Here is a 24257-nt window from a genome sequence, read left to right as displayed (position 1 = left end):
CTGGCCGGAAGCTCTCACGGACCCGCTATCCGGTAGTCTTCCTCGACATTCGAATGGTCCGACCGTGTCGGTGCTGCCGGCACCGCGGGACCTTCTCTGCTGATGACAGCCATGTCAGGCGAAGGTCCCGCCCTGCAAAATCCGGGTTTGGTTTTGGTGACGGGCTTCCGCTAGAAAGGCGTACAGTGACGGTCCTGGGAGGGCCGTCGTATTTCGCCTGACAAAATAACAAGGAAGCGTCAGATCATGACCGGACCAGAATTGCCAGGGCGCGCGCCGCGCGGGGAGGGAGTTCCGACGGCGCTCGATGGGCTGCTGGTTGTCGATTTCACCCGCGTCGTCGCCGGCCCGGCCTGCACGCAAACGCTGGCAGACTTCGGGGCCGAGGTCATCAAGATCGAGAACCCGGACGGCGGAGACGATACGCGCGCTTACGAGCACGCCGAAATCGGCGGGGAGAGCGCGGCCTATCTGAGCCTCAATCGCAACAAGCGCGGCATTGCGCTCGATTTCAACAATCCGGCCGCGCTCGAGGTCGCGCGCGCCTTGATCGCCAAGGCCGACGTCGTGGTGGAGAATTTCTCCGGCGGCGTGATGAAGAAATTCGGTCTCGACTATGCGTCGGTGGCGCCGACCAATCCGCGGCTGATCTATTGCTCGATCTCCGCTTACGGCCGCAAGGGCGATTTCGCGCTACGTCCAGGTTTTGACCCGATCACCCAGGCGGAAAGCGGCTTCATGTCGCTCAACGGCTTTCCGGATGGCGAGCCGGTGCGCACCGGGCCGCCGATCGTGGACATGGCAACGGGCATGTCGGCCTGCAACGCCATCCTGCTGGCGCTGATCGCGCGCGATCGGCTCGGACGCGGTCAGCAGGTCGAGGTCGCGTTGATCGACACCGCGGTCTCAATGACCGGCTTCTACGGCATGGCCTATCTCATCAACGGCAACAACCCGGGCCGTTTCGGCAATTCTCCGAACGGTTCGCCGACCGTCGGCGTCTACCGGGCGTCCGATGGTCCGCTTTACATGGCCTGCGCCAATGATCGGCTCTATCGCCGGTTGGTCACCGACGTGCTGGAGCGTCCGGATCTCGTCACTGACCCCGAATTTGCTCACCGCAAGGCCCGGACGGCCAACAAGGAGAAGCTCCGCGCCATCATTGCCAGCGTGTTCGCGAGCGACACGCTCGAGCACTGGATGGCGAAGATGAAGAAGGCAAACATTCCGGTTGGCTATCTGCGGACGGTCGAGGAAGGGTTCAACGCACCCGAGGTGCGCGATCGGCATCGTCTGAGCAGAATCGCGCATCCGACCGCCGGTTCGGTTCCGAACATCGAGTCGCCGGTCAATATGAGCCTGACGCCGGCGGTTGATCCTGTTGCGGCTCCGCTGCTCGGTCAGCACACGCGGGATGTGTTGAGCAAGACGCTTGGCTATGACGACCAGCGCATGGCCGCCTTGGCCGAGGCGGGCGCGTTCGGCAAGGCAGGGAACACCGGCTAGCGTGGCTGGCCTGCACCGAAGATCGAATGTTCGCAAGGCAACCTGAGCGCAGGCGAGAGGCTAGCCTCTCGCCTCGCAGGACGTCGTTCAGACGTCACAGGCCTCGGGCGCATGCCGGCGGCCTCGGAGCCGGAACCGGTCCGTTTTCGGGAGTTCAGTTCGGCTTGCTGCGCAAGTTGTTCCTTGGCATACTTTCAACTTCCTCGGGCTCCGCCCGATCAATCTCGAGGCGGGCCATCCGGAGTATAAGGGTTGCCGTGGTCAGGCCGAGGCGTTCGGCCTCTTGCGCTGCGGTGTCGACCTTCTGGGCCAAGCCTTCACGTTTACCTGGGTATGCCATTCGTAATCCTCACTTAAGGTGCGAGATGAAAAATCCCACATATGTTGCAGAGCTGCAGAACAAGCTCGGAGCTCCATCGAGCGAAACACTGGAAAGCCTGCGACTGTTGAAGGCTTTCCTTCGGCTTGCGCCCGACCAGCGTTCCGAGGTCATCGAGCTGGTCGAACGTTTGGCGGTTGAACCGCCGCGCGACCCTCCACTGTCCTGAGGTGTTCGCGTTTTCCCTGGATGTCAGTTGTTCATTGGTTTGGCCGGGGGCTGCGTCGCGATCACGTAGATCGCGCCGCCTTCGAGCGCTTCGGATTGATGTCGGGTGCCGGCAGGCAGCAGGATGGTGTCGCCGGCGCCGACGACCCGTTCGCCGCCATCCCAGATGAAGTTCAGCCGGCCGCTGATGATCATCAGGATTTCATCGACCGGATGGGTATGGAAGTGATGCACCTTGCCGGCCGCATCATGCTGCAGCTCGACGGAGCCCTGCGCCGGGAGCAGGTTCAGGATCTCCGGATCGATGGCAAATTCAGTCTTCGCGCCTGCGATGATCTGGGTCATGCTGCCTGTTCCTTGTTCGCGATCGGTGGCGTCTTGTTCTGTGCGAGCTTGGCGAAGGGGCAGCCGGCGCTCGCATTGTTGTCGTCGTCCAGGAAGTACTGCAGATACTCGCGGCCGTCGGACGCGCCGTAGCGGCCAAGCAGCGGCGAGGGGCTCGCGCTGTCGTAAGGGATCAGGCGCTTGCGCACCTCGGCGAACGCAGCGTTCGCCGCCTTCTCCGTCCCGAGTATCTTCTCGAACACCCAGCGCGGCTGGAAGGTGAGCATGAAGGCGCTGGACCGGCGGCTCTGGCGCATCACATGCGCGGGCGTTGTGCACACGACGAAGATCGGCTCGCCCGCAAACGAGAACTCCCACATCGGATGGTCGATCTGCTCCGGAATCTCTGATGGCCAGGGGTTCTTGTCCAGCCGCGCAAGCTGGTCGAGCGTCAGCCACATCTTGCGATAATAGGCGTCGATCGTCTGCACCGGGCGGGGCCGCGTGAAGACGATCAATGAGGTGTTGGGACCGAACGAGCGCGCCTCCGAGACATATTGTCCGAGCTGTTCGCCAAGCACCGCCACATCATACGGATCAAGGAAGAGGTAGCGGAGCTGGTCCTGGCGATGTCCGGTCACCCCGAACACGCAAGGGAACGGCCTCGCCTCGCTGCTCATCTGCGCTTCAAACTCGGAAAACATCACGCTTTGCCAGCTGCTGACCGGAAAGTTTGACGCGACTTCGCCTCTTCTCAAAAACAAGCGCTCCATAACACCCCCTCGACTCCTAACGACACTAACGAGCTATCAACTTGCTTCTCATCAACAGCGGCCCGGCAATGCCCGGCAGTGACATGAGAAGCAGAATGGCAATCAAGGCGCTGTAGCCGCCATCACCGATCACGGCCGTGTTGTGCACGGCGTCGGTCCCGGAGGCGCTGCTGGCGGCAAGCATCGCGAAGCCGATGATGGGCTGCGCGACGCCGGCGAAGATGCCGGCAGCCGTGGTATTCACGGAGGCGCCGACACCGATCAGGTCCGCCGTGTACAATTTCTTGACGCATTTCAGCACCAGCGGAACCGTGCCGCCGGCAACGAGGCCCAATGCCGTGAACACGACGGTGACGTAGGCAAGACCAAACGTTTGGGCGATCGGCGGCAGCAGCATCGCGATCAGGAGCATGCGCAGCGCGCAAATGCCGATCAGCGCGCGGTCGAGTACCGCGGCGGCACGGTCGGCGGCATGACCGAGGAAGATCGATCCGAGCGCATTGCCAATCATGAAGGCGAGCAGCGGTGTGCCGGCGGCCGTCGGCGAGATATGGAAGAAGTGCGCGACCATCGGAATGCCCCAGACGCCCGACAGCGTCGTCACGACCGCGAAGTGCGAGGCAAACGTCATTGCGCAACCCCAGTTCGCGACATGGGCCAGCGCTTGTCGTGCCGCAATGGCAACGCCCTTCAGCGTCTTGTTGCTGTGCGAGACCGGATCCGGCTTGAGCGCAAGCTTGGCGAAAGCGAGATTGGCAAGTCCGATGCAGGCGATGAACAGGAAGCATGACCGCCAGCCAAAGCCCGAGACCGCGGCCGCGAGCGGCGTGGTCGCGATCACGCCGCCGACATAGCCGGACACCTGCGAAATGCCGGACATCATGCCGAACCGCTCGTCGGCGAAGCTCTGCGCGACGAGCTTCAGCAGGGCGGTGAAGACCAGCGCGTCGCCGCAGGCGACGATCAGCCGAGCGGCAAAGACGTCGAGCAAGTTCGGCGCTAGCGCGAATGCGGCGCTGCCGAGCGACGAGGCGATCATGCTGGCCAGGACGACGCGCTTGACGCCGAAACGGTCGACGAGAAGGCCGGCCGGAATCTGCATCAAGGTGTAGCCCCAGAAATAGCTCGAGGCGAGCATCGCAACACCGGCCGCGTCGGTGTCGAAGTCGTGCATGAAGCTGAGGCTCACCGATTGCGGCGACACGCGTTGCAGGAACGCGATGGCATAGGCGATCGCGACCGCCGTCCAGGCCAGATAGGCGCGATCGGTGAAGCGCGACGTCGGGACGTATACCGCCTGTTGTCCGAGCATCGACATCAAACCCTCGCGTAACCGACAGAGAAAAGGGCATCCGCTGAATTCGGAATCTTGCGCGACATCGCGGCGTCGACCAGCGATGCGGTGCCATGGTAGGTCTGCCGATGGTGCTTAATGTGGCCGTAGGCGCCGCGCATGATCATGTCGGGAAGTTCGAGCGGCTTGCCCGGATAGAGCGAGGTGCACATCTCGACACAGGCCGCCTGCAACGCGGGATCCTGTGCATCGTCGAGCAACGATGGAGACACTTTTTCGCAAATCTTAGCGTTCGCTGCCCACACGATCGGATTGCGGGTCCGCCAGCCGTAGAGGACGTTGCCGTCGGCTCTCGCAGCGGCGCCCGAACATTTCAGGACTTCCGACGTGAAGAAGCCGTACAAGCCGCGGCCCTGGTGCGCCGGCAGCACTTCCGTGCCGCTGCGGTAGATTCCAAGTCCGGCCGACATCTGCAGGATGCGGTAAACCGAGAAGGCCACGAGGCCTGAGCCGTCGTAGACCAGGATCAGGCTGTACTTCTTGTCGAAGGGCGAGGAGGTTGCGGTCCAGTGCGGCTCGCGGGCTTGCCAGTTGATGGCAATGATGCCGTTCATGGCGTCCATCAGCGGCTGACGGTCGCAGGCTTCGATCCGCGAGGCGTCGGGTAGACTGTAGATCGCGTAATCCGCCCAAGGCGATTTGATCGCCTCGTATCCGCTGCCCAGATTTCGCGACATGGCAGAACTCCAGAATTCCATCGCGACCTATACAGGGCAGCCTCGAATGGCTTAAAGGACAATATGCCCTCGAAAGCTGCCAAAGCGCCCCGGCCGGAGCCGCGCGACAAGAAAGCCACGCGGCGGATCGCGATCGTCGCCTTTCCGGGCGTGACCTTGCTCGACATCTCCGGGCCCGCCCAGGTGTTCGCGGAGCTGGAGGCGATCGAGCTGCCCGGGCCGGACTACTCGCTGTCCTACCTGTCGGCGTCCGGTGGGTTGGTGCCGACCGATGTCGGCATGATGATCGACACGGCGCCGATCGACAGTGTTGCGCCCGCCGAGGTCGATACGCTGGTGATCCCTGGTGGGCCGGGCATCTGGAAGCTCCGCAACGACGCCAAGTTGATGAACTGGATTGCGGAGGCGCTGCCGAAGGCGCGCCGTATCGCATCGGTATGCCTCGGCGCGTTTGCGCTGGCCTGGACCGGAATCCTGGACGGCAAGCGTGCTGCAACGCACTGGCGGTATTGCCCGCGCTTGCAGGACAGCTTCCCCAACATCCGCGTCGAGCCCAACGCGATTTTCGTCAAGGATGGGCGGGTCTGGTCATCAGCCGGCGTCAGCGCTGGTATCGACCTCGCGCTTGCCATGATCGAAGAGGATTTCGGCCACACCACCGCGCTCGATGTCGCACGCCGGCTTGTTGTGTTTCTCAAGAGGCCGGGCGGTCAGAGCCAGTTCTCGACTGTGCTCGCGGCCCAGGCGTCGGACGTCGAGGGACGCTTCAGCGCGCTGCATGCCTGGATCATCGAGAACATCACTAACGACCTCAAGGTCGAGACCCTCGCGGAAAAGGCCGGGATGACGCCACGCACCTTTGCCAGGACCTATGTCAGCCGCACCGGCATGACGCCCGCAAGCGGCGTCGAGGCGCTGCGCGTGGAGACCGCGCGCCTGCTGCTCGAAAGCCGTCAGATCGGCGGCGTGGTCGAAGTCGCCAAGCGCGCGGGATTCGGCGATGACGAACGAATGCGGCGGGCCTTCCTGCGCCACCTCGGCGTGTCACCGACCGAGTACCGAAACCGGTTTTCGGGCAGCTAGCTCGCCTCTGACTGGCTCAGCCCGGACGCCGGGCGCTTGGTGTCGAAATTGATCTATCTCACGAGCGAATAGCTGGCCTTCGCTGGCCGGATTCATAGTTCAAGGCGGTAGCTTTTCCGGTTTGTCTGCGGCTAATGTGCCGGCCAAAATCGGGAGAAGAAACACCATGAATGACGGGACCCCCATTCAACAGACGCGCAATGTCGAGCTCGGCGCCAGCGGCGAGGAATTCCAAAACCTGCACGAATTCGTGCAAAAGGCCCGCGCCAAGCTGAACCAGAACGCCTGGGATTATATCGTCGGCGCCTCGGAGACCGAGACCACGATGCGCCGCAACAGAATGGCCCTCGACGAGATCGCGTTCCGGCCGCGCGTCCTGCGCAACGTCATCGATGTCGATCCTTCCGTCGAGGTCTTCGGCCGCAAGCTCCGGCTTCCCGTGATGATCGCCCCGGTCGGCGCGCTCGAGATATTCGATCCCGATGCGGGTGCAGCCGTTGCGCGCGGAGCTGGAACGTTCGGCGCGGCGCATATGCTGAGCTCGGTGTCGGAGCCGGGTCTGGAGAACACGGCCAAGGCCGCGCCTGACGCCTTGCGCATCTTCCAGCTCTATGTGCGTGGCGACGACGCATTTGTCGAGGACACGGTCAGCCGTAGCATCGACAACGGTTATGCCGCGTTCTGCCTCACCGTGGACACCGCCCATTACAGCCGGCGCGAGCGCGACATCGCCAAGCGCTACGTCCGTGAAAGCCGTATCCGCGCCACCGGCGGCGATTTCCAGAAGGGTCTGGAATGGCGGACCGTGAAGTTGATCAAGGACAAGTTCAAGATTCCGCTGATCCTCAAGGGCATCGCCACCGCCGAAGATGCAAGGATCGCCCTCGATCACGGGGTCGACTGGATCTACGTCTCAAATCACGGCGGACGCCAGCTCGACCACGGCCGCGGCTCCATGCATGTGCTGCCCGAGATCGTCCAGGCCGTCGCGGGGCGAGCCAAGATCATGGTCGACGGCTCGTTCTGCCGCGGCACCGACATCGTGAAGGCCATCATCTCGGGCGCCGACCTTGTCGGGACCGGTCGTCTGCAGTGCTGGGCGCTCGCCGCGGCCGGCGAGGCGGGCATTGTCCGGATGCTTGAATTGCTGGAGGACGAGGTAATCCGGTGCCTCGGGCTGCTCGGTGTCACCAGCTTTGCCGAACTGGACAAATCCTATCTGCACCCGGCGCCGCCGACCAATCTGCCGAGCGTGTTCAGCGCATTCCCGCTGCTCGATATCGATCCCTACCGCTACTGAACTGGTACGAAGCGGTAGCGCGATCGGGGCCCACGGGCGCCTCGGTCGCGCCAGTTCGCTATCAATCTGTGGTGTCCATGAAGCCGCCGCGGCAAAGACAAAGTCTGATCCAAATGCCGCACTAGTCGAGGCGGATGGCAGATAATCCATTCGCTGAGTTTTCACTTGAACGCGCGATCGGCTTGCGCTGGACCCTGCGGGATATCCAGGCCCGCCGGCTCGGACTGTCCCCGATCAGCGACGAGGATTTGCGCGTCCTGACCGAGCTTGGTCTGGTCGAACTGCATGACGACGAGCCCGTGCTGACGCCGGCGGGAGCTGCGGTGTTGAGCGACTGAACGGGGTAGCCGCCTAGAGCCTTATCCGTTCCGATGGAATCGGAACGGGGCTCTAGTATCCACTTCGCGTGAAAACGCTTTATCGCGCGTTCAGAAAGCTTTCGCCGGAATTGCAGGGCGTGCACTGATAGGTCAGCACGTCGTAGACTTGGTCGCGCGGCTCGATCAAGGTCAGCCGCATTTGCGTGCCGCACTTCATGCACGGCATCTCGATACTGGTCTTGAATCGGGTGCAGGTCGGTGTCGGACGAACGGCGCGCAGCATCGGATCCCCTTATTCCCCAAGAGACGCGAACGCGACCAACGAAGAAAGTCGAATCACTATGCCACAGTGCTGACATGATTGGAATCGGCTACGCATGCGGTCTGGCCCTGGCTAGGTAAATTTTCCTCGGGGGCTGGAACGAGCGGGCCTGTCATGGCTGGCGATCCGGCGCTGACGCCGTCACAAACTATGCTAACGTTGCCCCACGCTTATTTCAGGGGGCGCGATCATGATTGAGCCGAAGCTTGAAGTTCCCGCCGAGTTGCGCGATCTCGCGGAAAAGACCATCGACCAGGCCGAAAAGGCCTTCAGCCTGTTCTTTGACGCCGCGAGCAAGTCGATGACGGCGATGCCGGGCACCGGTACCGAGATTTCCAAACAGGCGCTGTCGTTCACCGAGCAGAACATGAAGGCGGCGTTCGAGCATGCGCGCAAGCTCGTGCACGCGACCGATCTGCAGGAGGCGATGCGGATCCAGTCGGAGTTCCTCCGCAGCCAGTTCACTAACGCCGGCGAACATATGCGGCAGATCAGCGGAAGCGTCATGTCCGCAACCAAGGACGCCACCAAAGGCAAGTTCTAGGACGGCTTTCGCAGCGCGTCGAGCCTAGCGCCGGCGCGCGACGGCAACGCCGAGCAGAAACGCGACGAACAGGCTGGCGAGCGGCGCTTCGCGCGTGACCGCGCTCACCGTGGCAAGGACTCCGCCCGGCCGGCGCGAGGTTGCGATCGCGTCGCTGAGCCGATCCGCAGCCGCTCGCAGTCCGTCCGACACCTCCGTGATGGTGCGCGAAACGTCCGTCGCAGCGTCGATCGCTCGTTCGCCCAGTGTGGGCTGCAGGGGGGACTCGGGTGTCTCGGAGCTCATGTGCCGCGATCTCACTAAAGGTCAGGTGGCCGCCACCTGCATCCGCGCGTGCACATGCTTTGAACAGCGGGTCAATGAACCTCGGGCTATCCGCGACAGGCGCCGTTTTGAATTGCAGGTGGCGGCCGTACATCGTGCAAATGCCACAGCCGTGGATTGGTTCCACCGACATGCCGTCCTTTCACGTCAGGGAACCGGAAACTTACGCGCGGGTCGCGGCTTGTTTCCGGGGAGGAGACGATGATGACAATGCAAGCGCACGGCATAATGGAAGGTGGTTCGCTCAGGCATCGCAATCGGCACGGCGGTATGCCGCTGGTGGTTGCAGCCGTGGTTGCGATCCTTGGCGTGTTCGGGATGCTGATCGTCGACCATGGTCCATGGAATAAGCCGAAGGTGCAGCCGGCCGCCTCCGCCAACTACTCGACGACCGGCGAGGCGGCGCGTGCGGCCGGCGCAACGGTCATGCCGACCGAGCCGAAGGCGCCGATTGAGCCCGTTCCACCTGGCCCCAAGCCGGCGCAACCGGCAAACCCAATCCCGCCGCAATAGATGCGGGCGTTCGTGGAGATGCGTCCGATGACGCGAAGCGCAGGAATTGACTCGTCGGGCAACTCAGCGGCACAAGATCACTGTCGGCAGTATCAAGCGATGATCAGCGAACGCTAACGAGCATGCCCCACGTCGCGGCGAACCCGGCGCCGACGAGAACCAGCACCGGAGCGTCGCAAAAGAAGCCGCCATACTGGCACATGGTGGTACCGAGCGAACCGATCTGATGATGGCCTGCGGCATAGAACAGGCCGGACAGGACCGCGAGCACGGCAGCAACGAAATACATCGACGCTTCCTCCCTGCAATCAACGTACGGCGCGGGCCGGTTCGACCGGCGCGAGCCGAAAACCGTAATTGATGTCGGTCCAAATATGAACCGCTTGTCCCACTTGACGCGTCGGGCAACTCAGCGGCACACTGACATCATCGCAACAAGCATACGGCCGATCGACGCCAACTTATGTTGCGATTCCAGATCATGCGCAAACTTTCGATCAAGGCGGTTTCCCACCGTCGAAGCCGACGCGTTGAATTTTACCGATCGCATTCAGCTCGTAAAAAGGTTTGACACGTCGGGCAACTCAGCTGCATAATTCAAAAATTCCGAAATTGTTGAGCCCGCGCGGAGCAATCCGCGGCGGGCTTTTTGTTTGCCGTTTCACCAATCGGACGGCGGCCGCAACGTCACGACGCCACATCCTCCCGCCCATCGCCTGAGCGTCGTCAGCGCGCCGCCGTCCGAACCACGAAATTGGCCGGTGCGCGCGAACGCGCCGGTCCTGCGGCGCGGCGCAAGCCGGCGCCGCCCGCGGCCCCACTCGTCAGGGATAAGGTTCGTGCCCCAAACGGTCGCAGCATTTTGCGCGACCTGCCGCACATTCATTCCATGGTCTCGCGCTGCGCGCGGTGGACCAATTCAGCGAGGTTCGTATGACCGCCTATCTGATATCGCTCGCGCTCGCGGGCCTCGTAGCTCTCGCCCTATGGGAGGCTGCATGAGCGCCGAGATCATTCAGTTCATTCCGCGACCGCGCCATGAGCGTGATCGAACGGACTTCCCCACGATCGCATTTCGCTCGGTGCTGCCCGATCCCGACACGGATCGCTCCGATACGGCCCCGAGTGAGTATCTCCCCTCCGATTGGCAGGAGAAGTAGTAGCTTGGCGAAGTCGATCACCCAGATCCGTTCACTCGCGCGGAGTCATACGCGGAGCGCGATCAACGCGCTGGTCGGCGTGATGCGATCGACCAGTGCAACCCCGGCTGCCCGCGTCTCCGCCGCCAATGCCATCCTCGATCGCGGTTGGGGCAAAGCGCCGCAGGCGATCGAAAACGGCGACGGCGCGCTCGAACTTGTGCACCGCATCGAGCGGGTCATCGTCGAACCCGAGGAGGCTGAGGGTGAAGATACCTGAGAGCGGAGGCCGCGGCCCGTCCAATTCTGCGGATCGCTTGGCTAGCTTTGTCGAGGGTCCTTCCGACACGTTCAATCACGTCATCGAGAGCCCGGATCGCTATCGTGACCGCTCGCAGCATCGTGTGTCCTGTTCTGCGGGGTTGCTCTTACCTACGTGCTAGCCGGCATGATATCAATCGTGGCGTGTCCGAGCGGAATGGTACTATTGTGCGATGATGCGGCCTGCTCGGTCGGTAGCGGCTGATCTCATATCGGTGGATGTGATGGCCATGGCCGATAGGCGTCGTGTACTCCGGGCAATGAGTATGACAGTGCTGCTCTCGACCTTTGAATCGATCTGGTGGCTATTGGGTTTCGCCATAGCTCGGCTGGTGTTGCCGATCGTCTCATTCGGTAAGGTCCGGGTCGGCCCATTCCTCGATTCTCACAAATTCAACTGGCTCGGCTATCGGTATCGCGAAGACGGTCGCCTGGAAATCGAAGGCACTTTCGCCACCTTGATCGGGCTATTGGTTTTTTGTGCCGGGTTTATGCTGGGTCTGTTCTTCATTCACTGAGCTGCGTCCCAGTCGGCGTATCCCTATACGCTCTATTCCTTAGCGCAGACGCCCGTCGCGGACGAGCCTAAGTGGACTAGGCCTGTGACCACCTCAGACGTGCGCAACGATTGGGATAGCCCGTGGCGCATATTGACGTCGGATCGAACCGAGATTTTGTATGTCGTACGCGCCAATTGCTGGCAGGGCAATTGCTGGATCGATCGGTCTACTTTCAATACCCAAGGCAAATCGCAAAGAGGCTTACGTTGATCGCATACAGAAAGAGTTTCGCGGCCTCCTCGACCACGCTCAAGCACAGGCCATCTATGATTCAGACCGTGCCTACTGAGAAAATCTCTACGGCAGCGATCCGCTGAACTCGCGTAATGATCCTGCGTCTCCTCCAAGCAGCTTGTTGCCGCGCGAGGCTGCGGCGCGCTATCCGGGCTATAACTATCTCAGTCCGTCGCCAAGCCATGCCGGCGCCTTCGGCCGGTTCGGCACCGGCGGACAGTTTTCGCCGGGATCGGCCACATCGTCGCGACCACTTTACGAGACGCAGTCGCTCGTTGCGCCGCCCGATGACCCATCACCGGAATTGGCCAGCAAGGAAGCACCCATCCGGCGCCTGGTGCGGGGTACCGCCGAAAGGCGAGAACCAGCCTGACTTCGATGGCGGAGTGCCTGCCGTGCCGTTCGTTCCGTCGGCTTCGATTCCGCAGGCGGGTCGGCCCGCGACATTCGACGAACGCTTCGGAGCTTTTGCGGGCGCGCCTCCGGATTCGATCAGGTCGCTGAGCCCGTTCAGCGGCGAGCCGATGCGATATCTGCCGCCGTCAGTGTTTGGTATCCCGGACGCTTCCGGTGCGCCGGACAAGAGTTTGAATGACCGGCTTGCCGGCCTCACCAGAGCGCGCCCTCGCCAATAACAGTCCAGCCTGGCACCGTCCGCAAGGCGGCGAGCGGACGTGCGACGCGATCTGACTATCCGGAGGACCTCTGTCGATCTTGACGCGGGGGTTGGCGGCATTGGGCTTGTTATCTTCGCTGTCTATTTGACTGCCCCTCTTTCTGCACAAAAAATCCCGAAACCATGCGCAGGAAATACATGGGCGGGATTGGAGATACCCTGCTATTGCAGACGTGTGAGTGTAGAGCGGCAATGGGCCTTCATTGTCGGTCAGGCGGTGCCGGCCGCGCCTGGCTCGACGACGGGATGCTGCCCTAACTAGCAATATGCTCACGCATATAGCTTCTGCGGATACCATCCATGGACGACGTCTGTCACCTTATCAATGCGCTGCCCACGATCAATAACCTCTGTACGATCGGCTCCATTGGATGCGTTCTTCCAACATACTTTCTCGATCTTCGCCTTGCGACTTATCGATTGATCTTGTCCTTGGGTATCGTTTTCGGCCTTTCGACATGGGCCTTCGTGACCACGCTCGACTTCTCTTGTTCGTTCTTCATCCCCTGGCCATTCATGAATTCGTCCCTGAACGTCGTTCTGATCGCGATATTGGCAGGCATCGCGTGGGTAACCCGCGTGAATTTGTGGAGCACGGTAGTCCTGACATGCGCCTTGGCCAATTGGGCGGGATTCAGTGCCGCCGTCTGGATCGTTTCCTGAATCCAAAAATTGATCTGAATCCTCAAACTCAGCGAATAGGTCATCCATGGACCCCCTGCCGTCATACAGCAAGGAGACACTTGCCGGTGTTCAATCAATGGCGCCTGAGATCGCCGCCGCGGCAGCGAGGTACGGCGTGCCCGCCGAAGCGATTGCCGGAAGTGTGGCCCAAGAGCAATTCGATCAGACTGCTAGCTATTGGAACGAAGTGAAGTGTGCAGGATCATCTTATTGGGCAACTCATTTTCTTCGAGAAGCGCTAGAAAGAGGAGCGAAAATCAATCCATCTGACCCTCGACAAGGAGCCTCTAGCTACATCCTGGATCGGTACAACTCCGATCCAAACGCAATAACGGTCGGATCGGATATTGAGAAGAATTCAAGAATGCTCTGCTTATCGACTATGGTCCGGCTGGAGTGAAATTCCAGAACGCGATTCAGGCAATTCTGACAGATCCAGATGATCCGGCCTTCGCGCCTTATGCGAACAACCTATTTTCTGCTGGCGTCGCTTTGCAGAACGGTAGCGACAGAGCCCTTACGGCATCATCGATAGCGGCATATTTGCGGCATGGCCTTGGCGTTTATCAATCCAACATGAGTATCAACGGAGATCCCAAGACAGGGATCGATGCTTGGAATGCCTCGAGTCCAGAGCTGCGAAGTGCACTGCTTGTTCAATTTTATAAGCAAGGTCCGACTCCGGAGCGGGTGCTGAGAAGCAAGTGGACCGCCGCGCAGAATGGTGTTCCTTATATTCCGCAAATTGGCACAGACGGCGCGGGCGCGACATACCTGGCAAATCAAGCCGCAGTGGCCCAGGCGTTAGCTGATGCGCCAGCAGACTTTGCAGGCCGCTGGAGCGCGGTGCCGGCATCTGCTTCGAGAAGCGTCGCGACGCACTCGTCCGTCGCGCCACCTGACGACGTTTCGCAAGATGAGGCCCGCAAAAGAGGGGACATTCGGCGTCTGGTACGTGTACCGCTCACAGGTGAGGGGCAAATTGCGTTCGATGCGGGAGCACCGGCCGTGCCGTTCGTTCCATCGGCTCCGATTTCGCCTCCCGGCCGATCCGTGACGTTCGACGAACGGTTTCCTGCGTCCTCGCTCGCGGCGGGTGCGCCTTCGGCTTCGATGAGACCGCCGAGCCCGTTCAGTGGACAACCCATGCGATATCTGCCGCCGTCTGTGTTTGGCATTCCGGACGCGTCCGGCGCGGCGAATACCAATCTGGATGACTGGCTTGCCGAGCTGACCAGAGTGCGCCCTCGTCACTGACAGTTCAGGCCCGATGATCGCCGCGAGGCGGCCGGCGGGCGAGCAAGCCGTTTTGCGTTATCGAGAGCAGCCTTGTCGATCCTGAAAATTCCAACCGCAAAAGTGTTCGAGCCGCTGCTACAACCGGCGCGCTACAAGGGGGCATTCGGCGGCCGAGGTTCGGGAAAATCCCACTTCTTCGGCGAGCTCCTGGTCGAGATGTGCCAGGCCGAGCGCGGCACGCTGGCGGTGTGTATCCGCGAGGCGCAGCGAACGCTGGCGCAATCGTCGAAGCGGTTGATCGAAAGCAAGATCGCGTCGCTCGGCGTCGGCCAAGGGTTTAAGGTCTATTCGGACAGGATCACGACGCCCGGTGACGGCGTGATGATCTTCCGGGGCATGCGGGATCATACGGCCGACTCGATCAAGAGTCTGGAGGGCTTCAAGGTCGCATGGATCGACGAAGCGCAGTCGCTGAGCGCGCATAGCCTCGCTCTGCTGCGGCCGACGATCCGCGCGCCGGGCTCCGAGCTTTGGGCGAGCTGGAATCCGCGGCGGAAGTCGGACGCGATCGATGACTTCCTGCGAACCCGCAAAGCCCCAGGAGCGATCGTCGTCAACGCAAGCTGGCGCGACAATCCGTGGTTTCCGGGGGTGCTCGATGAAGAGCGGCGCGTTGACCTCTCGCTTTATCCCGATCGCTACAATCACATCTGGGAAGGAGGTTACGTGCAAGCGTTCGAAGGCGCGTACTTCGCCACGTTGCTGGCCCAGGCGCACAAGGACGGTCGGATCGGCAAGGTCGCGGCCGATCCGCTGCTGCCGTTGCGCGCCTTTATCGATATTGGTGGCGCGGGCGCGACTGCGGATGCGTTCACGATCTGGATCGTGCAGTGGGCCGGTAGCGAAATAAGGATTCTGGACTATTATGAGAGCGCCGGCCAGGTGTTGGCGTATCACCTCAATTGGCTGCGCTCGCGCGGCTACAGGCTGTTCGAACCTGCCTCGCCCTGGGCATGGGAGCACACGTTGTATTGGCGGAAGGAACTCGTCTAGAAAGCGCGCGAGATGGGTTGAGCGGTTACCAATAATACCATGACGTAGAGCGCCCGGCGGCCGAATGGCCACCGGGCTTTTTTGCGTTTCCGCGCCAGGAAGCGGCCTTCTGCATTCAGCGTTCGCTAGCATGAGCGTGGACCACATGTCGTATCCTGGCCGGGAAAAAATGCTGGATTGGCCTGTCCTGCGCGGACGAAGCATCGCTGAAAACGTTCCCTCAGTGGGCACCCGCCGCAGTCGTTAGTCCTGGGCGTTGAAAATTCGAGGGACGTAGGCTTGCGCGGCTTGATCTCTGGTGATCGATCGATAAACTGAACCGTACGGCTCGATCGCACGCACAAATGTCTTGGAGATCGAACGAAGGAAGAGACCATGGTTGAGGTTGACCGCGGGCTCGACGCGAAGGTGCCGCCAGGCGCAGACATGGATCGCTATTCGGTCATGGTCGCACGAGCCAGGGCGCTTGTGCCGGCCTTGCGTGAGCGAGCTCAACGGACCGAAGACCTGCGCCGATTGCCGCCCGAGACCGAACGGGATCTGCACGATAATGGGCTTTTCCGAATCCTGCAGCCCAAGCGCGTCGGAGGAAGCGAACTCGACTATGTTGCACTGGTCGATTGCGCCGATGCTTTGGGGCAGGGCGACGCCTCGGTCTCCTGGAATTTTGCCAATCTTGCGAGCCACCACTGGATGCTCGGTATGTTCGCGCCCGAGGCGCAGAGCGCGGTGTGGGGCAAGGATCCGGATACGCTGATCGCGTCTTCCTTTGTATTCCCGGCAGGCCGTGCAAGGAAGACAAGTGGCGGATATATACTGAGCGGTCATTGGCCGTTCTCGTCCGGAGTGGAAGCGTGCGGATGGAACATGCTCGCGAGCGTGGTTGCCTCTGACGATGAAGCCGATGGCGTCGAATATCGGTTGTTCTTGCTGAACAGGCGGGACTACAGCATCGACGATACCTGGAATGCGGCTGGTTTGCGCGGAACGGGATCAAACGACGTTCGGGTAACTGACGCGTTCGTCCCCGAGCATATGACGGTTGCCGTCAGCGATCTTGCGGGTGGTGCAACGCCCGGCAGTGTTATCAATCCGAATGCGCTCTACATGCTTCCGGTCTTCTCGTTGTTTCCTTATGTATTGTCGGGCGTCGGCTTGGGGAATGCCCAGGCTTGCCTCGATGATTATGTCGAGATCGCACGACACCGCGCCTCGACATACAACCGGGCCAAGATCGGAGACCTGCAAAGCACACAAATCAAGATCGCTGAGGCGTCGGCAAAGATAGATGCCGCGCGGTTGATCATGCGTACGAACTGCGTTGAGGTGTTAGCGGAAGTTCGGCGTGGCGACATCCCGAGCATTGCGGCGAAGACGAAGCTCCGACGCGACGGCGCGTTTGCGGTCAATCTGTGCACCGAAGCGGTGTCTCTTCTGTTCGCTGCGAGCGGGGCGCGCAGCCTGTTCACCTCGGGCGCGTTGCAGCGCCAATTCCGCGATGCGCATGCGGTGAACTCGCACCTCGCCTTAAATTTTGACGCGGCCGGTACCAATTACGGGCGGGTGGCCCTCGGGCTGCCGTCTGAAAACCTGACGCTTTGAGGCCGATTGGATGTCTGACTTACCCAAACATCCGTCGGATCCGGCCAGTGAGTTCGCAAGCGACAGTTCGACGATCGACCCTCGTGACTTCCGCAACGCGCTTGGCACGTTCGCGACCGGCGTGACGATCGTGACCGCGATGTCTGCCGAAGGGCGGCCGTACGGAATTACCTGCAATTCCTTCGCGTCGGTATCGCTCAATCCGCCGCTGGTGCTGTGGAGCCTGGGCATGTTTTCGCAGGGGCTGCCGATCTTCCAGAATGCCAGCCATTTTACCGTCAACGTTCTTGATGCGTCGCAGCGGGCGTTGGCGCTGCAGTTCGCTAGGTCATCAGGCGACAAGTTCGCAGGTGTGAGCTGGACGCCAGGTCTCGGTCAAGCTCCTGTGCTTGCCGACGTGGTTGCAAATTTTCAATGCCGTGCCGCCAACCGCTACTACGGCGGAGATCACGTCATTTTTCTAGGGGCGGTGGAAGCCTACGCTTATAACCGGAACAATCCGTTGTTGTTCGCGCGGGGAGGTTTTGGCGGATTCCAGCCTGACGATGGTGACAAGACATCATGAATCGAAAGACGCCCGTCAAGCGAGCTCGTACCAAGCAGAGGCGACTATCAGCTGACGACCGGCGCAGCGAATTCGTCACCAAGGCGACTGAGCTTTTTGCGGAAGAGGGATTCGGCGGCGGTACACGTACCCTCGCGCGCAAGCTCGGCGTAACCCAGCCGCTGCTTTACCGCTACTTTCCGAGTAAGGATGATCTCATCAAGGAGGTCTACCGCAAGGTATATCTCGAACCCCTGGAAATCGGCTGGGAGAAGTTGCTCTCGGATCGCTCGCGTCCGCTCCGCGTGCGCCTACAGGAGTTTTACGAAGTTTATACGGATGCAATCTTCAACCGCAAATGGCTGAGGATCTATCTTTACTCCGGCCTGAAGGGCCTCGATATCAATCGCTGGTATGTCGGCATGGTCAAGGACAAGATCCTGACCCGCATTCTCAGGGAATGTCGCTACGACGCCGGCCTCGCGACGCAAAGCAGGCCCAGCGCCGCTGAACTGGAACTGGCCTGGGTGTTTCACGGCGGTATCTTCTACTATGGTGTGCGGAAGTACATCTACGAAGCGCCGGTCCTCGAGGACAAGGCAAAAATGATCAGCGATGCGCTGGATATCTTTCTCGCAGGATTCGAGAGGATGGCGGAGAGCGCGACCGATCGTCGACGGGCGCCGATCAAGGTCGTTGGTTGAGCGGCACTACCTCGTTGCCATCTGACCCCGATACCAATCTCCGATCTCGCTCGCCGTCATCAGCGCTACGCCGTCATGGCCGATGACGTAATCGAGCAGCGCCTCCAGATATTTGATTCGATGTGGCACGCCCGTGATGTAGGGATGCACCGAGATCGCCATGATCCGCGCATTCTCCGCGCCTTCGAGATACAGCCGATCGAACTGGTCGGTGCAGCGCGTCAGGAACTGTTCTGACGGAAGATGCTGCAGCGCGTGGATGACGATGTCATTGGTCTCGACGGAATAGGGAATTGTCGTCACCGTTCCGTGCGGCGTGGCGATGTCCTGCGGGAGATCGTCGATCACCCAGTCGGCCACGTATTCGATGCCGTTGAGGCGCAGGAGATCGAGCGTCGCTTCGGTCTCGGTCAGGCCTGGGCTTTCCCACGATCGCGGCGGCTTGCCGGTAAATCCAGCAATGGTGTCGACCGCGCGCTTGATTGCGTCAGCCTGGTTCTCGACCTTGTGCATCGGGCCCTGGACAAATCCGTGTCCCATGAATTCGAAGCCCGCCTCAAGCGCTGCCGACGCCACCCGCGGATAGCTGTTGCAGACGTTGGCATTCACGGCCAGCGTCACCGGAATCTTTCGGTCGGTGAGGGCCTTGAATTGCCGCCAGAAGCCGGCGCGCATGCCGTATTCATGCCACGACCAGTTCGGCACGTCGGGCAGCAGGGGCTGGCCCATCGGTGGGCTCAGCACGGTGCGCGGCATCGCGTTCCCGATGCGCCATTCCTCGACATTGAGGATCACCCACACGGCAAGTTTCTTGCCGCCCGGCAATGTCAGCTTCGGGCGATCGACCTGGGCCTGGTACGGAATGCGATCAGTGAAGGCCATGTCGAGACTCCTTGATCACGCCGATAATCCGGGAGCGGCATTGATCCGCGGCAAGACCTTCTCAGCCATCAGGATCATCGATTGACGGCCAAGCTCGCGATCCCTCCAGTCCTTGCCGGCGTACAGCAAGGTTCCGAAGGCGCCGATCTCCTCCTGGAACGCTAGCAGTTGATCTGCAACGCTTTCGGGTGTGCCGTAGATGATGAGCTTGTCGCAGATCTCTTCCAATGTAACCTCGGCGTCAGGTTGATCCCGCCGCGTCTTGAACAGTTCGAGCCGGCCGCTGCGCTTCAGCTTCGTGAACAGCTGGTGATAGTAGTACACGTAGGGGCTGTCGGGCGACGTGGCATAGGCTTTCGCGGTTGCTGCGTCCCTTGCCACGAACACGCTCTTGGCGACACGCCAATTGGCGCTGTCGATCGCCCGGTTTGCGCGTTCGCAGCCCTCGACATATTTGGGCCAATGGCTCTTCACCCAGGCAGGCATCAGGAAGTTTGCCGAGATCGGATCCCAGCCGCGTGCCGCCGCCTCCGTGACCCCTTTTGAGAACGGCGCGACCGCGGTCACCACGATCGGCGGATGAGGGGTTTGCAAGGGGCGCGCGACGATGCCTTGGCCAATATCCTCAATCAGAGTTCGTTTGACCGAGACATCCCAATATTTGCCCTGCAGATCATAGGGCGGCTTGCCGGCCCAGATGTCGAGAACCTGATTGATCGCTTCCAGGAACATCGCATTGCGGTCGGCATCGAGATTGCCGAAGACTTCCGCGTCGGACAGCAATCCGCCAGGGCTGATCCCGAGTATGAAGCGCCCATCAAGCATGTGGTCGAGCATGGCGACAGATGCGGCGACTGCAGCCGGATGGGTGTTCGGCATGTTGATGGTGCCGGTTCCAAGCCTGATCTGCTTGGTTGCGGCCGCGAGCCAGGCAATGAACGCGATGCTGGAAGTGATGTTCTCGGCCTTGTCGGTGACATGCTCGCCGACATAGCCTTCGGTGAACCCGAGCTCATCCGCGAGCAGGAAGGCCTCCCGATCCTCCCGGAGCGACTGCCGCCAATCCTTGTCGAGAGGATGGATCGGCATCGTAAAGAATCCGAGCTTCATGATCCGCCTCCCTTGCGAGTAGAACTTTAGTTGGCGAGGAACCTGCGGCCTTCCCGCAGCGAAGACAAGCCCCGCCGCGCAAATAATCACTCGATAAACAAGCTTGACCTTTGAAGAGGGCGGCCCTCTAATCGGGCAAACCAAAATTGGGCCCGGGAGGCCACGCCCACATGAAAGCTGCGGCTTTCGCCTATGCCCGCGCGACCAGCGTCGTGAATGCGCTGGAATTGCTCGCTGCGCATGGCGACAAGGCGAAGGTTTTGTCAGGTGGTCAGAGCCTGATGCCGGCGATGAACCTGCGGCTCCTATCTCCGGACATTGTGGTCGATATCGGCGGCCTCGCCGAGTTGCGCGGCATCGCGGTGAAGGGGGATGTGCTGGTCATTGGTGCGTTGACCCGGCATGTCGACCTGCTCGGTTCGCCGGAGGTTGCTCTGCACGCGCCGTTGTTGCGCGATGCCGTTGCCCATGTTGCTCATCCCGCAATTCGCAATCGCGGAACGATTGGCGGTAGCCTCGCCCATGCCGATCCTGCGTCGGAACTGCCCGCCTGCGTCGTAGCACTTGACGCCACGGTTATCGTTCGCGGCCCGGCCGGCGAGCGCCGGATTGCTGCGACCGGGTTTTTCAAGGGAATTTACGAAACGGCACTGTCTCCGGACGAGTTGCTTGTCGCAGTCGAGGTGCCTGTCGCAGGGCAAGGCTCGACATTTTCCTTTCAGGAATACGCCCGGCGGCATGGCGACTATGCCATCGCTGGCCTCGCCGCTCGCGCTGTTGTGGCGCGCGGCAGGTTCACGGATCTTCGGCTCGGTTTCTTTGCGGTTGGTGACCGGCCTCTGCTCGCGTCCGCCGCCGACAAGCTGATCAATGCATCTGTGACCGCCGTCTTGCTCGCAGAGGCTGCGACCGCGCTGGCCGATGAACTCGATCCACATGAGGATCAGCAGGCTAGCCCAGCCATGCGCCGACATCTCGCCACAGTCTTGCTCCGGCGCTGTGTGGCCGCGTTACTCGCGCGACCTGAACTGGAAACGGGAGCAACCAAGTGAGCGTTCCGGTATCGATCTCGCTTCTGGTCAACGGCGAACTGATCGATGCCTTTGTCTTGCCGCGGCTGAACCTCGCTGATTTTCTCCGGGAGAACCTGAAGCTGACCGGCACTCACATCGGTTGTGAGCACGGCGTCTGTGGCGCCTGTACTGTCCGGGTCGATGGCGAGATCGTTCGCTCCTGTCTGATGTTGACGGTCCAGGCGCAGGGGGCGTCGGTCGAGACAATCGAGGGGCTGTCCGACAGCGGAGAAGTCGCCGATCTTCAGGCAGCGTTTCGCGAACGGAATGCATTGCAGTGCGGCTATTGCACGCCTGGCATGCTGATGACGGCGCAGGACTTGCTGAAGCGTCTGTCCGTGCCTGATCGTCAAGCGATCCGCGAGCATCTTTCCGGCAACTATTGCCGCTGCACGGGCTATCAGGCCATCGTGGACGCCGTGGAAGCGACGGCCAAAACGCGCGCGGGGCGGTGCGCATGACGGTGACCCGCGCGGCAACAAACACGCTTTCGGTGCTTGATCGCCCGAATTCCTACATCGGCAAGACGGTGCCGCGTCCGAATCTCGACAGGCTGCTGCAAGGGCGCGGACAGTACGTCAGCGACCTGGAATTGCCGCGTATGGCGCACGTGGTCTTTCTGCGGTCGCCATATGCCCACGCCAGAATCGTGGCGATCGATGCCGCCGCGGCAAGGCGAATGTCGGGCATCATTTCCATCGTCACCGGGCGTGAGCTTGAGGCTGTGATTACGCCTTGGGTCGGTGTGCTCTCGCATCTAAAGGGATTGAAGTCGGCGCCGCAGCACGCGATCGCGGTCGACCGGGTCTGCTGGCAGGGTGAGGCGGTGGCGGCGGTTGTGGCAACCAGCCGTGCGGCCGCTGAAGATGCCATGGAGCACATTGCCGTCGACTACGAGGAACTCGAGGCGGTCACGGACATGCGCACCGCGCTCGATCCGGCGACTCCTGTCATTCACGCCTCGCTCGGTGACAATCTCGCCTTTGAGCGGACCCTCAATGCCGGCGATGTCGACCTCGCATTGTCGGGGTCCGAGGTGGTCGAAGCCGACTTCGTGTTCGGGCGCCACACCGGCGTGACACTTGAGCCGCGGGCCGTCGTTGCCGACTGGAACGCAGCCGAGGCGCGGCTCACGATCTATCAGGGCACGCAGGCGCCCCACATGGTGCAGAACATCGCGGCCCTCCATCTTGGGTTGAGGGAAGCGCAGGTCCGGGTGGTCTGCAAGGATGTCGGCGGCTCGTTCGGCATCAAGGTCCATATCTACGCCGACGAAATGGCGACCTATGCGCTGTCCAAGCTGCTGCGGCGGCCGGTCAAATTCGTGGCTGACCGCGTCGAGAGTTTCAACACGGACATTCACGCCCGCGATCATCGATGCAGGGGACGGATCGGCGTCCTAAAGGACGGCACGATTACGGCATTCGAGATCGACGATCTGACGGGGATCGGCCCCTATTCGATGTATCCGCGCACCAGCGCCATCGAGGCAAATCAGGTGGTCAACCTGGTCGGTGGGGCATATCTGACCCCGAACTATCGGGCGCGCGCGCGGGTCGTGTTCCAGAACAAGAACGTGATGTGCCAGTACCGCGCGGTCGGGCACCCGATCGCCTGTTCGGTTACCGAAGGCCTGGTCGATCTGGCCGCAGCGAAGATCGGCATGGATCCCGTCGAGATCCGCCGGCGCAACCTGATCGCCGACGATGCCTATCCCTGCGCATCACCCTCGGGCATGGAGTTCGAGCAGCTCTCGCATCACGCCTCGCTGGCCAAGCTGCTTCAGATGATGGACTACGACGCATTGCGTGCCGAGCAAGCCGCGTTGCGTACCAGAAACGTTCATCGAGGCATCGGAATCGCCAGCTTCATAGAAGTGACCAATCCCAGCGCCGCCTTCTACGGCGTCGGCGGCGCGCGGATCTCGTCGCAGGATGGTGTCGCGGTTCGGCTTGACGCCCAGGGCTCGGTGATCTGCCAGACCAGCATCACGGAGCAGGGGCAAGGGTCGGAATCGCTGACGGCCCAGATCGTCGGCAGCGTGCTTGGCGTTTCGATGGAGCGGGTCCGCGTGATCCTGGGCGATACCGACAACACGCCCTATGGCGGCGGTACGTGGGCCTCGCGCGGCGCCGGCATCGGCGGCGAAGCCGCGTTGCAAGCCGCCAAGGCTCTGCGCAAGAATATTCTCGACGTTGCTGCGGCCATCCTGCAATCGACGCCAGCCGGGCTCGATATCGTCAACAACAGTATCGTCAATGCCGACGACGGCGCGCCCCGCATCGAGCTGAACGAGCTGGCGCGGATCGTCTATTTTCGACCGGACACCCTCCCGCCAGGGATCCAGCCCGAGTTGATGGCGACCCGGCATTTCGTTCCACGCCAGTACCCCTTTGCGTTTACCAACGGCATTCAGGCCTCGTGGCTCGAGGTCGATACCGAGACCGGGTTCGTTACGCTGCTCAAGCATTGGGTTGTCGAAGATTGCGGCACCATCGTCAATCCGCAACTGGTTGACGAGCAGATCCGGGGCGGGGTCGTGCAGGGGCTCGGCGCGGCACTGTTCGAAAAGTGCATCTATGATGAACGCGGTCAGCTGACCAACGCCAATATGGCGGACTACCTGGTCCCGATGTCCGGTGAGATGCCCGATATCGAGATCGGCCACGTGGTCTCTCCGACGTTAGAATCGGAGCTGGGCGCCAAGGGGGCGGGCGAGGCGGGGACAGCCGGTGCGGCAGCTTGCGTGGCCAACGCGGTCAATGACGCGCTCCGGCCGTTCGGCGCAATAATTACCGAGATTCCGCTGACGCCTCAGGTTATCCTGACGGCCCTGGGACGAATCTGAG

General features: G+C 61.5%; 29 protein-coding genes. 19 read left to right on the top strand and 10 right to left on the bottom strand.

The genetic code is table 11. From position 1 onward, the window contains the following. Positions 1-243 precede the first annotated feature (243 nt). Positions 244-1506, top strand: coding sequence for a CoA transferase (locus tag WDM24_RS29300; RefSeq protein WP_338832464.1), 1263 nt, complete (start codon positions 244-246; stop codon positions 1504-1506). A 365-nt stretch (positions 1507-1871) separates the two neighbouring features. After that, complete coding sequence (locus WDM24_RS29295; RefSeq protein ID WP_084518393.1) at positions 1872-2054, top strand: hypothetical protein; 183 nt, start codon at positions 1872-1874, stop codon at positions 2052-2054. A 23-nt stretch (positions 2055-2077) separates the two neighbouring features. Here the strand turns inward: WDM24_RS29295 and WDM24_RS29290 are convergent, their stop codons facing one another. The 4 genes from WDM24_RS29290 to WDM24_RS29275 all read right to left on the bottom strand — a co-directional run bounded on the left by WDM24_RS29290 (position 2078) and on the right by WDM24_RS29275 (position 5181). Further along, a complete protein-coding gene (locus tag WDM24_RS29290) occupies positions 2078-2398 on the bottom strand; it encodes a cupin domain-containing protein (protein ID WP_165124956.1) in 321 nt (106 codons plus the stop codon). Further along, entirely contained in the window at positions 2395-3081 is a 687-nt protein-coding gene (locus WDM24_RS29285) for a YqcI/YcgG family protein (protein ID WP_224496868.1), read from the bottom strand. The genes WDM24_RS29290 and WDM24_RS29285 overlap by 4 nt, the downstream gene beginning before the upstream one ends. A 94-nt stretch (positions 3082-3175) precedes the next feature. After that, positions 3176-4468, bottom strand: coding sequence for an MFS transporter (locus WDM24_RS29280; protein WP_166305521.1), 1293 nt, complete (start codon positions 4466-4468; stop codon positions 3176-3178). Continuing rightward, positions 4468-5181 (bottom strand): hypothetical protein, encoded by a 714-nt coding sequence (locus WDM24_RS29275; protein ID WP_338828249.1) that lies wholly within the window; start codon positions 5179-5181, stop codon positions 4468-4470. Before WDM24_RS29275 ends, WDM24_RS29280 begins: the two co-directional genes overlap by 1 nt. 63 nt (positions 5182-5244) lie before the next feature. Between WDM24_RS29275 and WDM24_RS29270 the strand changes: the two genes are divergently transcribed. The 3 genes from WDM24_RS29270 to WDM24_RS29260 all read left to right on the top strand — a co-directional run bounded on the left by WDM24_RS29270 (position 5245) and on the right by WDM24_RS29260 (position 7902). After that, complete coding sequence (locus tag WDM24_RS29270) at positions 5245-6264, top strand: AraC family transcriptional regulator (protein ID WP_338828248.1); 1020 nt, start codon at positions 5245-5247, stop codon at positions 6262-6264. A gap of 166 nt (positions 6265-6430) precedes the next feature. Continuing rightward, positions 6431-7564 (top strand): alpha-hydroxy acid oxidase, encoded by a 1134-nt coding sequence (locus WDM24_RS29265; protein WP_338828247.1) that lies wholly within the window; start codon positions 6431-6433, stop codon positions 7562-7564. A gap of 134 nt (positions 7565-7698) precedes the next feature. Further along, positions 7699-7902 (top strand): hypothetical protein, encoded by a 204-nt coding sequence (locus tag WDM24_RS29260; protein ID WP_029079998.1) that lies wholly within the window; start codon positions 7699-7701, stop codon positions 7900-7902. Between the two features lie 79 nt (positions 7903-7981). Here WDM24_RS29260 and WDM24_RS29255 read toward each other — a convergent pair whose 3' ends face one another. Next, complete coding sequence (locus WDM24_RS29255) at positions 7982-8167, bottom strand: hypothetical protein (protein ID WP_029079997.1); 186 nt, start codon at positions 8165-8167, stop codon at positions 7982-7984. A gap of 229 nt (positions 8168-8396) precedes the next feature. On the opposite strand from WDM24_RS29255, the gene WDM24_RS29250 reads away from it, so the two are divergent. Further along, entirely contained in the window at positions 8397-8750 is a 354-nt protein-coding gene (locus WDM24_RS29250) for a phasin (RefSeq protein WP_029079996.1), read from the top strand. A gap of 24 nt (positions 8751-8774) precedes the next feature. Here WDM24_RS29250 and WDM24_RS29245 read toward each other — a convergent pair whose 3' ends face one another. Beyond that, complete coding sequence (locus tag WDM24_RS29245) at positions 8775-9035, bottom strand: hypothetical protein (protein WP_166305536.1); 261 nt, start codon at positions 9033-9035, stop codon at positions 8775-8777. 249 nt (positions 9036-9284) lie between these two features. On the opposite strand from WDM24_RS29245, the gene WDM24_RS29240 reads away from it, so the two are divergent. Then, the gene (locus tag WDM24_RS29240; protein WP_338832463.1) at positions 9285-9587 is read left to right on the top strand and encodes a hypothetical protein; all 303 of its coding nucleotides are present in this window, start codon (positions 9285-9287) and stop codon (positions 9585-9587) included. Between the two features lie 103 nt (positions 9588-9690). Here WDM24_RS29240 and WDM24_RS29235 read toward each other — a convergent pair whose 3' ends face one another. Continuing rightward, a complete protein-coding gene (locus tag WDM24_RS29235) occupies positions 9691-9876 on the bottom strand; it encodes a hypothetical protein (RefSeq protein WP_338828246.1) in 186 nt (61 codons plus the stop codon). 709 nt (positions 9877-10585) lie between these two features. Here WDM24_RS29235 and WDM24_RS29230 point away from each other — a divergent pair. From WDM24_RS29230 to WDM24_RS29220, 3 genes are all read left to right on the top strand, one after another. After that, complete coding sequence (locus WDM24_RS29230; protein WP_338828245.1) at positions 10586-10747, top strand: hypothetical protein; 162 nt, start codon at positions 10586-10588, stop codon at positions 10745-10747. A gap of 4 nt (positions 10748-10751) precedes the next feature. After that, positions 10752-11006, top strand: coding sequence for a hypothetical protein (locus tag WDM24_RS29225; protein WP_338828244.1), 255 nt, complete (start codon positions 10752-10754; stop codon positions 11004-11006). 307 nt (positions 11007-11313) lie between these two features. Beyond that, a complete protein-coding gene (locus WDM24_RS29220) occupies positions 11314-11565 on the top strand; it encodes a hypothetical protein (protein WP_338828243.1) in 252 nt (83 codons plus the stop codon). 1222 nt (positions 11566-12787) lie between these two features. Here the strand turns inward: WDM24_RS29220 and WDM24_RS29215 are convergent. Then, positions 12788-13228, bottom strand: coding sequence for a hypothetical protein (locus WDM24_RS29215; protein ID WP_338828242.1), 441 nt, complete (start codon positions 13226-13228; stop codon positions 12788-12790). Between WDM24_RS29215 and WDM24_RS29210 the strand changes: the two genes are divergently transcribed. From WDM24_RS29210 to WDM24_RS29185, 6 genes are all read left to right on the top strand, one after another. Continuing rightward, the gene (locus WDM24_RS29210) at positions 13227-13601 is read left to right on the top strand and encodes a hypothetical protein (protein ID WP_338828241.1); all 375 of its coding nucleotides are present in this window, start codon (positions 13227-13229) and stop codon (positions 13599-13601) included. The two genes, WDM24_RS29215 and WDM24_RS29210, sit on opposite strands and share 2 nt — an antisense overlap. Next, positions 13598-14458: a hypothetical protein gene (locus WDM24_RS29205; protein WP_338828240.1), complete on the top strand. Its 861-nt coding sequence runs from the start codon at positions 13598-13600 to the stop codon at positions 14456-14458. The genes WDM24_RS29210 and WDM24_RS29205 overlap by 4 nt, the downstream gene beginning before the upstream one ends. A 72-nt stretch (positions 14459-14530) precedes the next feature. Then, entirely contained in the window at positions 14531-15493 is a 963-nt protein-coding gene (locus WDM24_RS29200) for a PBSX family phage terminase large subunit (RefSeq protein WP_338691017.1), read from the top strand. Between the two features lie 426 nt (positions 15494-15919). Then, the gene (locus WDM24_RS29195; protein ID WP_414645776.1) at positions 15920-17095 is read left to right on the top strand and encodes an acyl-CoA dehydrogenase family protein; all 1176 of its coding nucleotides are present in this window, start codon (positions 15920-15922) and stop codon (positions 17093-17095) included. A gap of 10 nt (positions 17096-17105) precedes the next feature. Further along, on the top strand, positions 17106-17660 hold the full coding sequence (locus WDM24_RS29190) for a flavin reductase family protein (protein ID WP_338828238.1): 555 nt from the start codon (positions 17106-17108) through the stop codon (positions 17658-17660). After that, positions 17657-18343 (top strand): TetR/AcrR family transcriptional regulator, encoded by a 687-nt coding sequence (locus WDM24_RS29185; protein ID WP_166305545.1) that lies wholly within the window; start codon positions 17657-17659, stop codon positions 18341-18343. The genes WDM24_RS29190 and WDM24_RS29185 overlap by 4 nt, the downstream gene beginning before the upstream one ends. Before the next feature lie 6 nt (positions 18344-18349). Here WDM24_RS29185 and WDM24_RS29180 read toward each other — a convergent pair whose 3' ends face one another. Then, a complete protein-coding gene (locus WDM24_RS29180) occupies positions 18350-19225 on the bottom strand; it encodes a polysaccharide deacetylase family protein (RefSeq protein ID WP_338828237.1) in 876 nt (291 codons plus the stop codon). A gap of 15 nt (positions 19226-19240) precedes the next feature. Then, a complete protein-coding gene (locus WDM24_RS29175) occupies positions 19241-20335 on the bottom strand; it encodes an LLM class flavin-dependent oxidoreductase (RefSeq protein ID WP_338691014.1) in 1095 nt (364 codons plus the stop codon). Between the two features lie 170 nt (positions 20336-20505). Between WDM24_RS29175 and WDM24_RS29170 the strand changes: the two genes are divergently transcribed. Genes WDM24_RS29170 through WDM24_RS29160 form a run of 3 tightly spaced genes read left to right on the top strand, consistent with a single transcriptional unit; the run spans position 20506 to position 24256 of the window. Further along, positions 20506-21387, top strand: a complete 882-nt coding sequence (locus WDM24_RS29170; RefSeq protein ID WP_338828236.1) for a xanthine dehydrogenase family protein subunit M — start codon at positions 20506-20508, stop codon at positions 21385-21387. Beyond that, positions 21384-21869, top strand: a complete 486-nt coding sequence (locus tag WDM24_RS29165) for a (2Fe-2S)-binding protein (protein WP_338828235.1) — start codon at positions 21384-21386, stop codon at positions 21867-21869. The genes WDM24_RS29170 and WDM24_RS29165 overlap by 4 nt, the downstream gene beginning before the upstream one ends. Further along, positions 21866-24256: a xanthine dehydrogenase family protein molybdopterin-binding subunit gene (locus WDM24_RS29160; RefSeq protein ID WP_338828234.1), complete on the top strand. Its 2391-nt coding sequence runs from the start codon at positions 21866-21868 to the stop codon at positions 24254-24256. Before WDM24_RS29165 ends, WDM24_RS29160 begins: the two co-directional genes overlap by 4 nt. Position 24257 lies beyond the last annotated feature (1 nt).

Source organism: Bradyrhizobium sp. 27S5, from assembly GCF_037217225.1.
Lineage (GTDB): Bacteria > Pseudomonadota > Alphaproteobacteria > Rhizobiales > Xanthobacteraceae > Bradyrhizobium > Bradyrhizobium septentrionale.
This window is presented reverse-complemented; position numbering and strand designations above follow the sequence as displayed.

Coding starts and splice junctions, on each gene's coding strand:
- WDM24_RS29295 (WP_084518393.1), top strand. CDS start 1,872: ATGAAAAATCCCACATATGTTGCAGAGCTGCAGAACAAGCTCGGAGCT.
- WDM24_RS29290 (WP_165124956.1), bottom strand. CDS start 2,398: ATGACCCAGATCATCGCAGGCGCGAAGACTGAATTTGCCATCGATCCG.
- WDM24_RS29285 (WP_224496868.1), bottom strand. CDS start 3,081: ATGTTTTCCGAGTTTGAAGCGCAGATGAGCAGCGAGGCGAGGCCGTTC.
- WDM24_RS29280 (WP_166305521.1), bottom strand. CDS start 4,468: ATGTCGATGCTCGGACAACAGGCGGTATACGTCCCGACGTCGCGCTTC.
- WDM24_RS29275 (WP_338828249.1), bottom strand. CDS start 5,181: ATGTCGCGAAATCTGGGCAGCGGATACGAGGCGATCAAATCGCCTTGG.
- WDM24_RS29270 (WP_338828248.1), top strand. CDS start 5,245: ATGCCCTCGAAAGCTGCCAAAGCGCCCCGGCCGGAGCCGCGCGACAAG.
- WDM24_RS29265 (WP_338828247.1), top strand. CDS start 6,431: ATGAATGACGGGACCCCCATTCAACAGACGCGCAATGTCGAGCTCGGC.
- WDM24_RS29260 (WP_029079998.1), top strand. CDS start 7,699: ATGGCAGATAATCCATTCGCTGAGTTTTCACTTGAACGCGCGATCGGC.
- WDM24_RS29255 (WP_029079997.1), bottom strand. CDS start 8,167: ATGCTGCGCGCCGTTCGTCCGACACCGACCTGCACCCGATTCAAGACC.
- WDM24_RS29250 (WP_029079996.1), top strand. CDS start 8,397: ATGATTGAGCCGAAGCTTGAAGTTCCCGCCGAGTTGCGCGATCTCGCG.
- WDM24_RS29245 (WP_166305536.1), bottom strand. CDS start 9,035: ATGAGCTCCGAGACACCCGAGTCCCCCCTGCAGCCCACACTGGGCGAA.
- WDM24_RS29240 (WP_338832463.1), top strand. CDS start 9,285: ATGCAAGCGCACGGCATAATGGAAGGTGGTTCGCTCAGGCATCGCAAT.
- WDM24_RS29235 (WP_338828246.1), bottom strand. CDS start 9,876: ATGTATTTCGTTGCTGCCGTGCTCGCGGTCCTGTCCGGCCTGTTCTAT.
- WDM24_RS29230 (WP_338828245.1), top strand. CDS start 10,586: ATGAGCGCCGAGATCATTCAGTTCATTCCGCGACCGCGCCATGAGCGT.
- WDM24_RS29220 (WP_338828243.1), top strand. CDS start 11,314: ATGACAGTGCTGCTCTCGACCTTTGAATCGATCTGGTGGCTATTGGGT.
- WDM24_RS29210 (WP_338828241.1), top strand. CDS start 13,227: ATGGACCCCCTGCCGTCATACAGCAAGGAGACACTTGCCGGTGTTCAA.
- WDM24_RS29215 (WP_338828242.1), bottom strand. CDS start 13,228: ATGGATGACCTATTCGCTGAGTTTGAGGATTCAGATCAATTTTTGGAT.
- WDM24_RS29195 (WP_414645776.1), top strand. CDS start 15,920: ATGGATCGCTATTCGGTCATGGTCGCACGAGCCAGGGCGCTTGTGCCG.
- WDM24_RS29190 (WP_338828238.1), top strand. CDS start 17,106: ATGTCTGACTTACCCAAACATCCGTCGGATCCGGCCAGTGAGTTCGCA.
- WDM24_RS29185 (WP_166305545.1), top strand. CDS start 17,657: ATGAATCGAAAGACGCCCGTCAAGCGAGCTCGTACCAAGCAGAGGCGA.
- WDM24_RS29180 (WP_338828237.1), bottom strand. CDS start 19,225: ATGGCCTTCACTGATCGCATTCCGTACCAGGCCCAGGTCGATCGCCCG.
- WDM24_RS29175 (WP_338691014.1), bottom strand. CDS start 20,335: ATGAAGCTCGGATTCTTTACGATGCCGATCCATCCTCTCGACAAGGAT.
- WDM24_RS29170 (WP_338828236.1), top strand. CDS start 20,506: ATGAAAGCTGCGGCTTTCGCCTATGCCCGCGCGACCAGCGTCGTGAAT.
- WDM24_RS29160 (WP_338828234.1), top strand. CDS start 21,866: ATGACGGTGACCCGCGCGGCAACAAACACGCTTTCGGTGCTTGATCGC.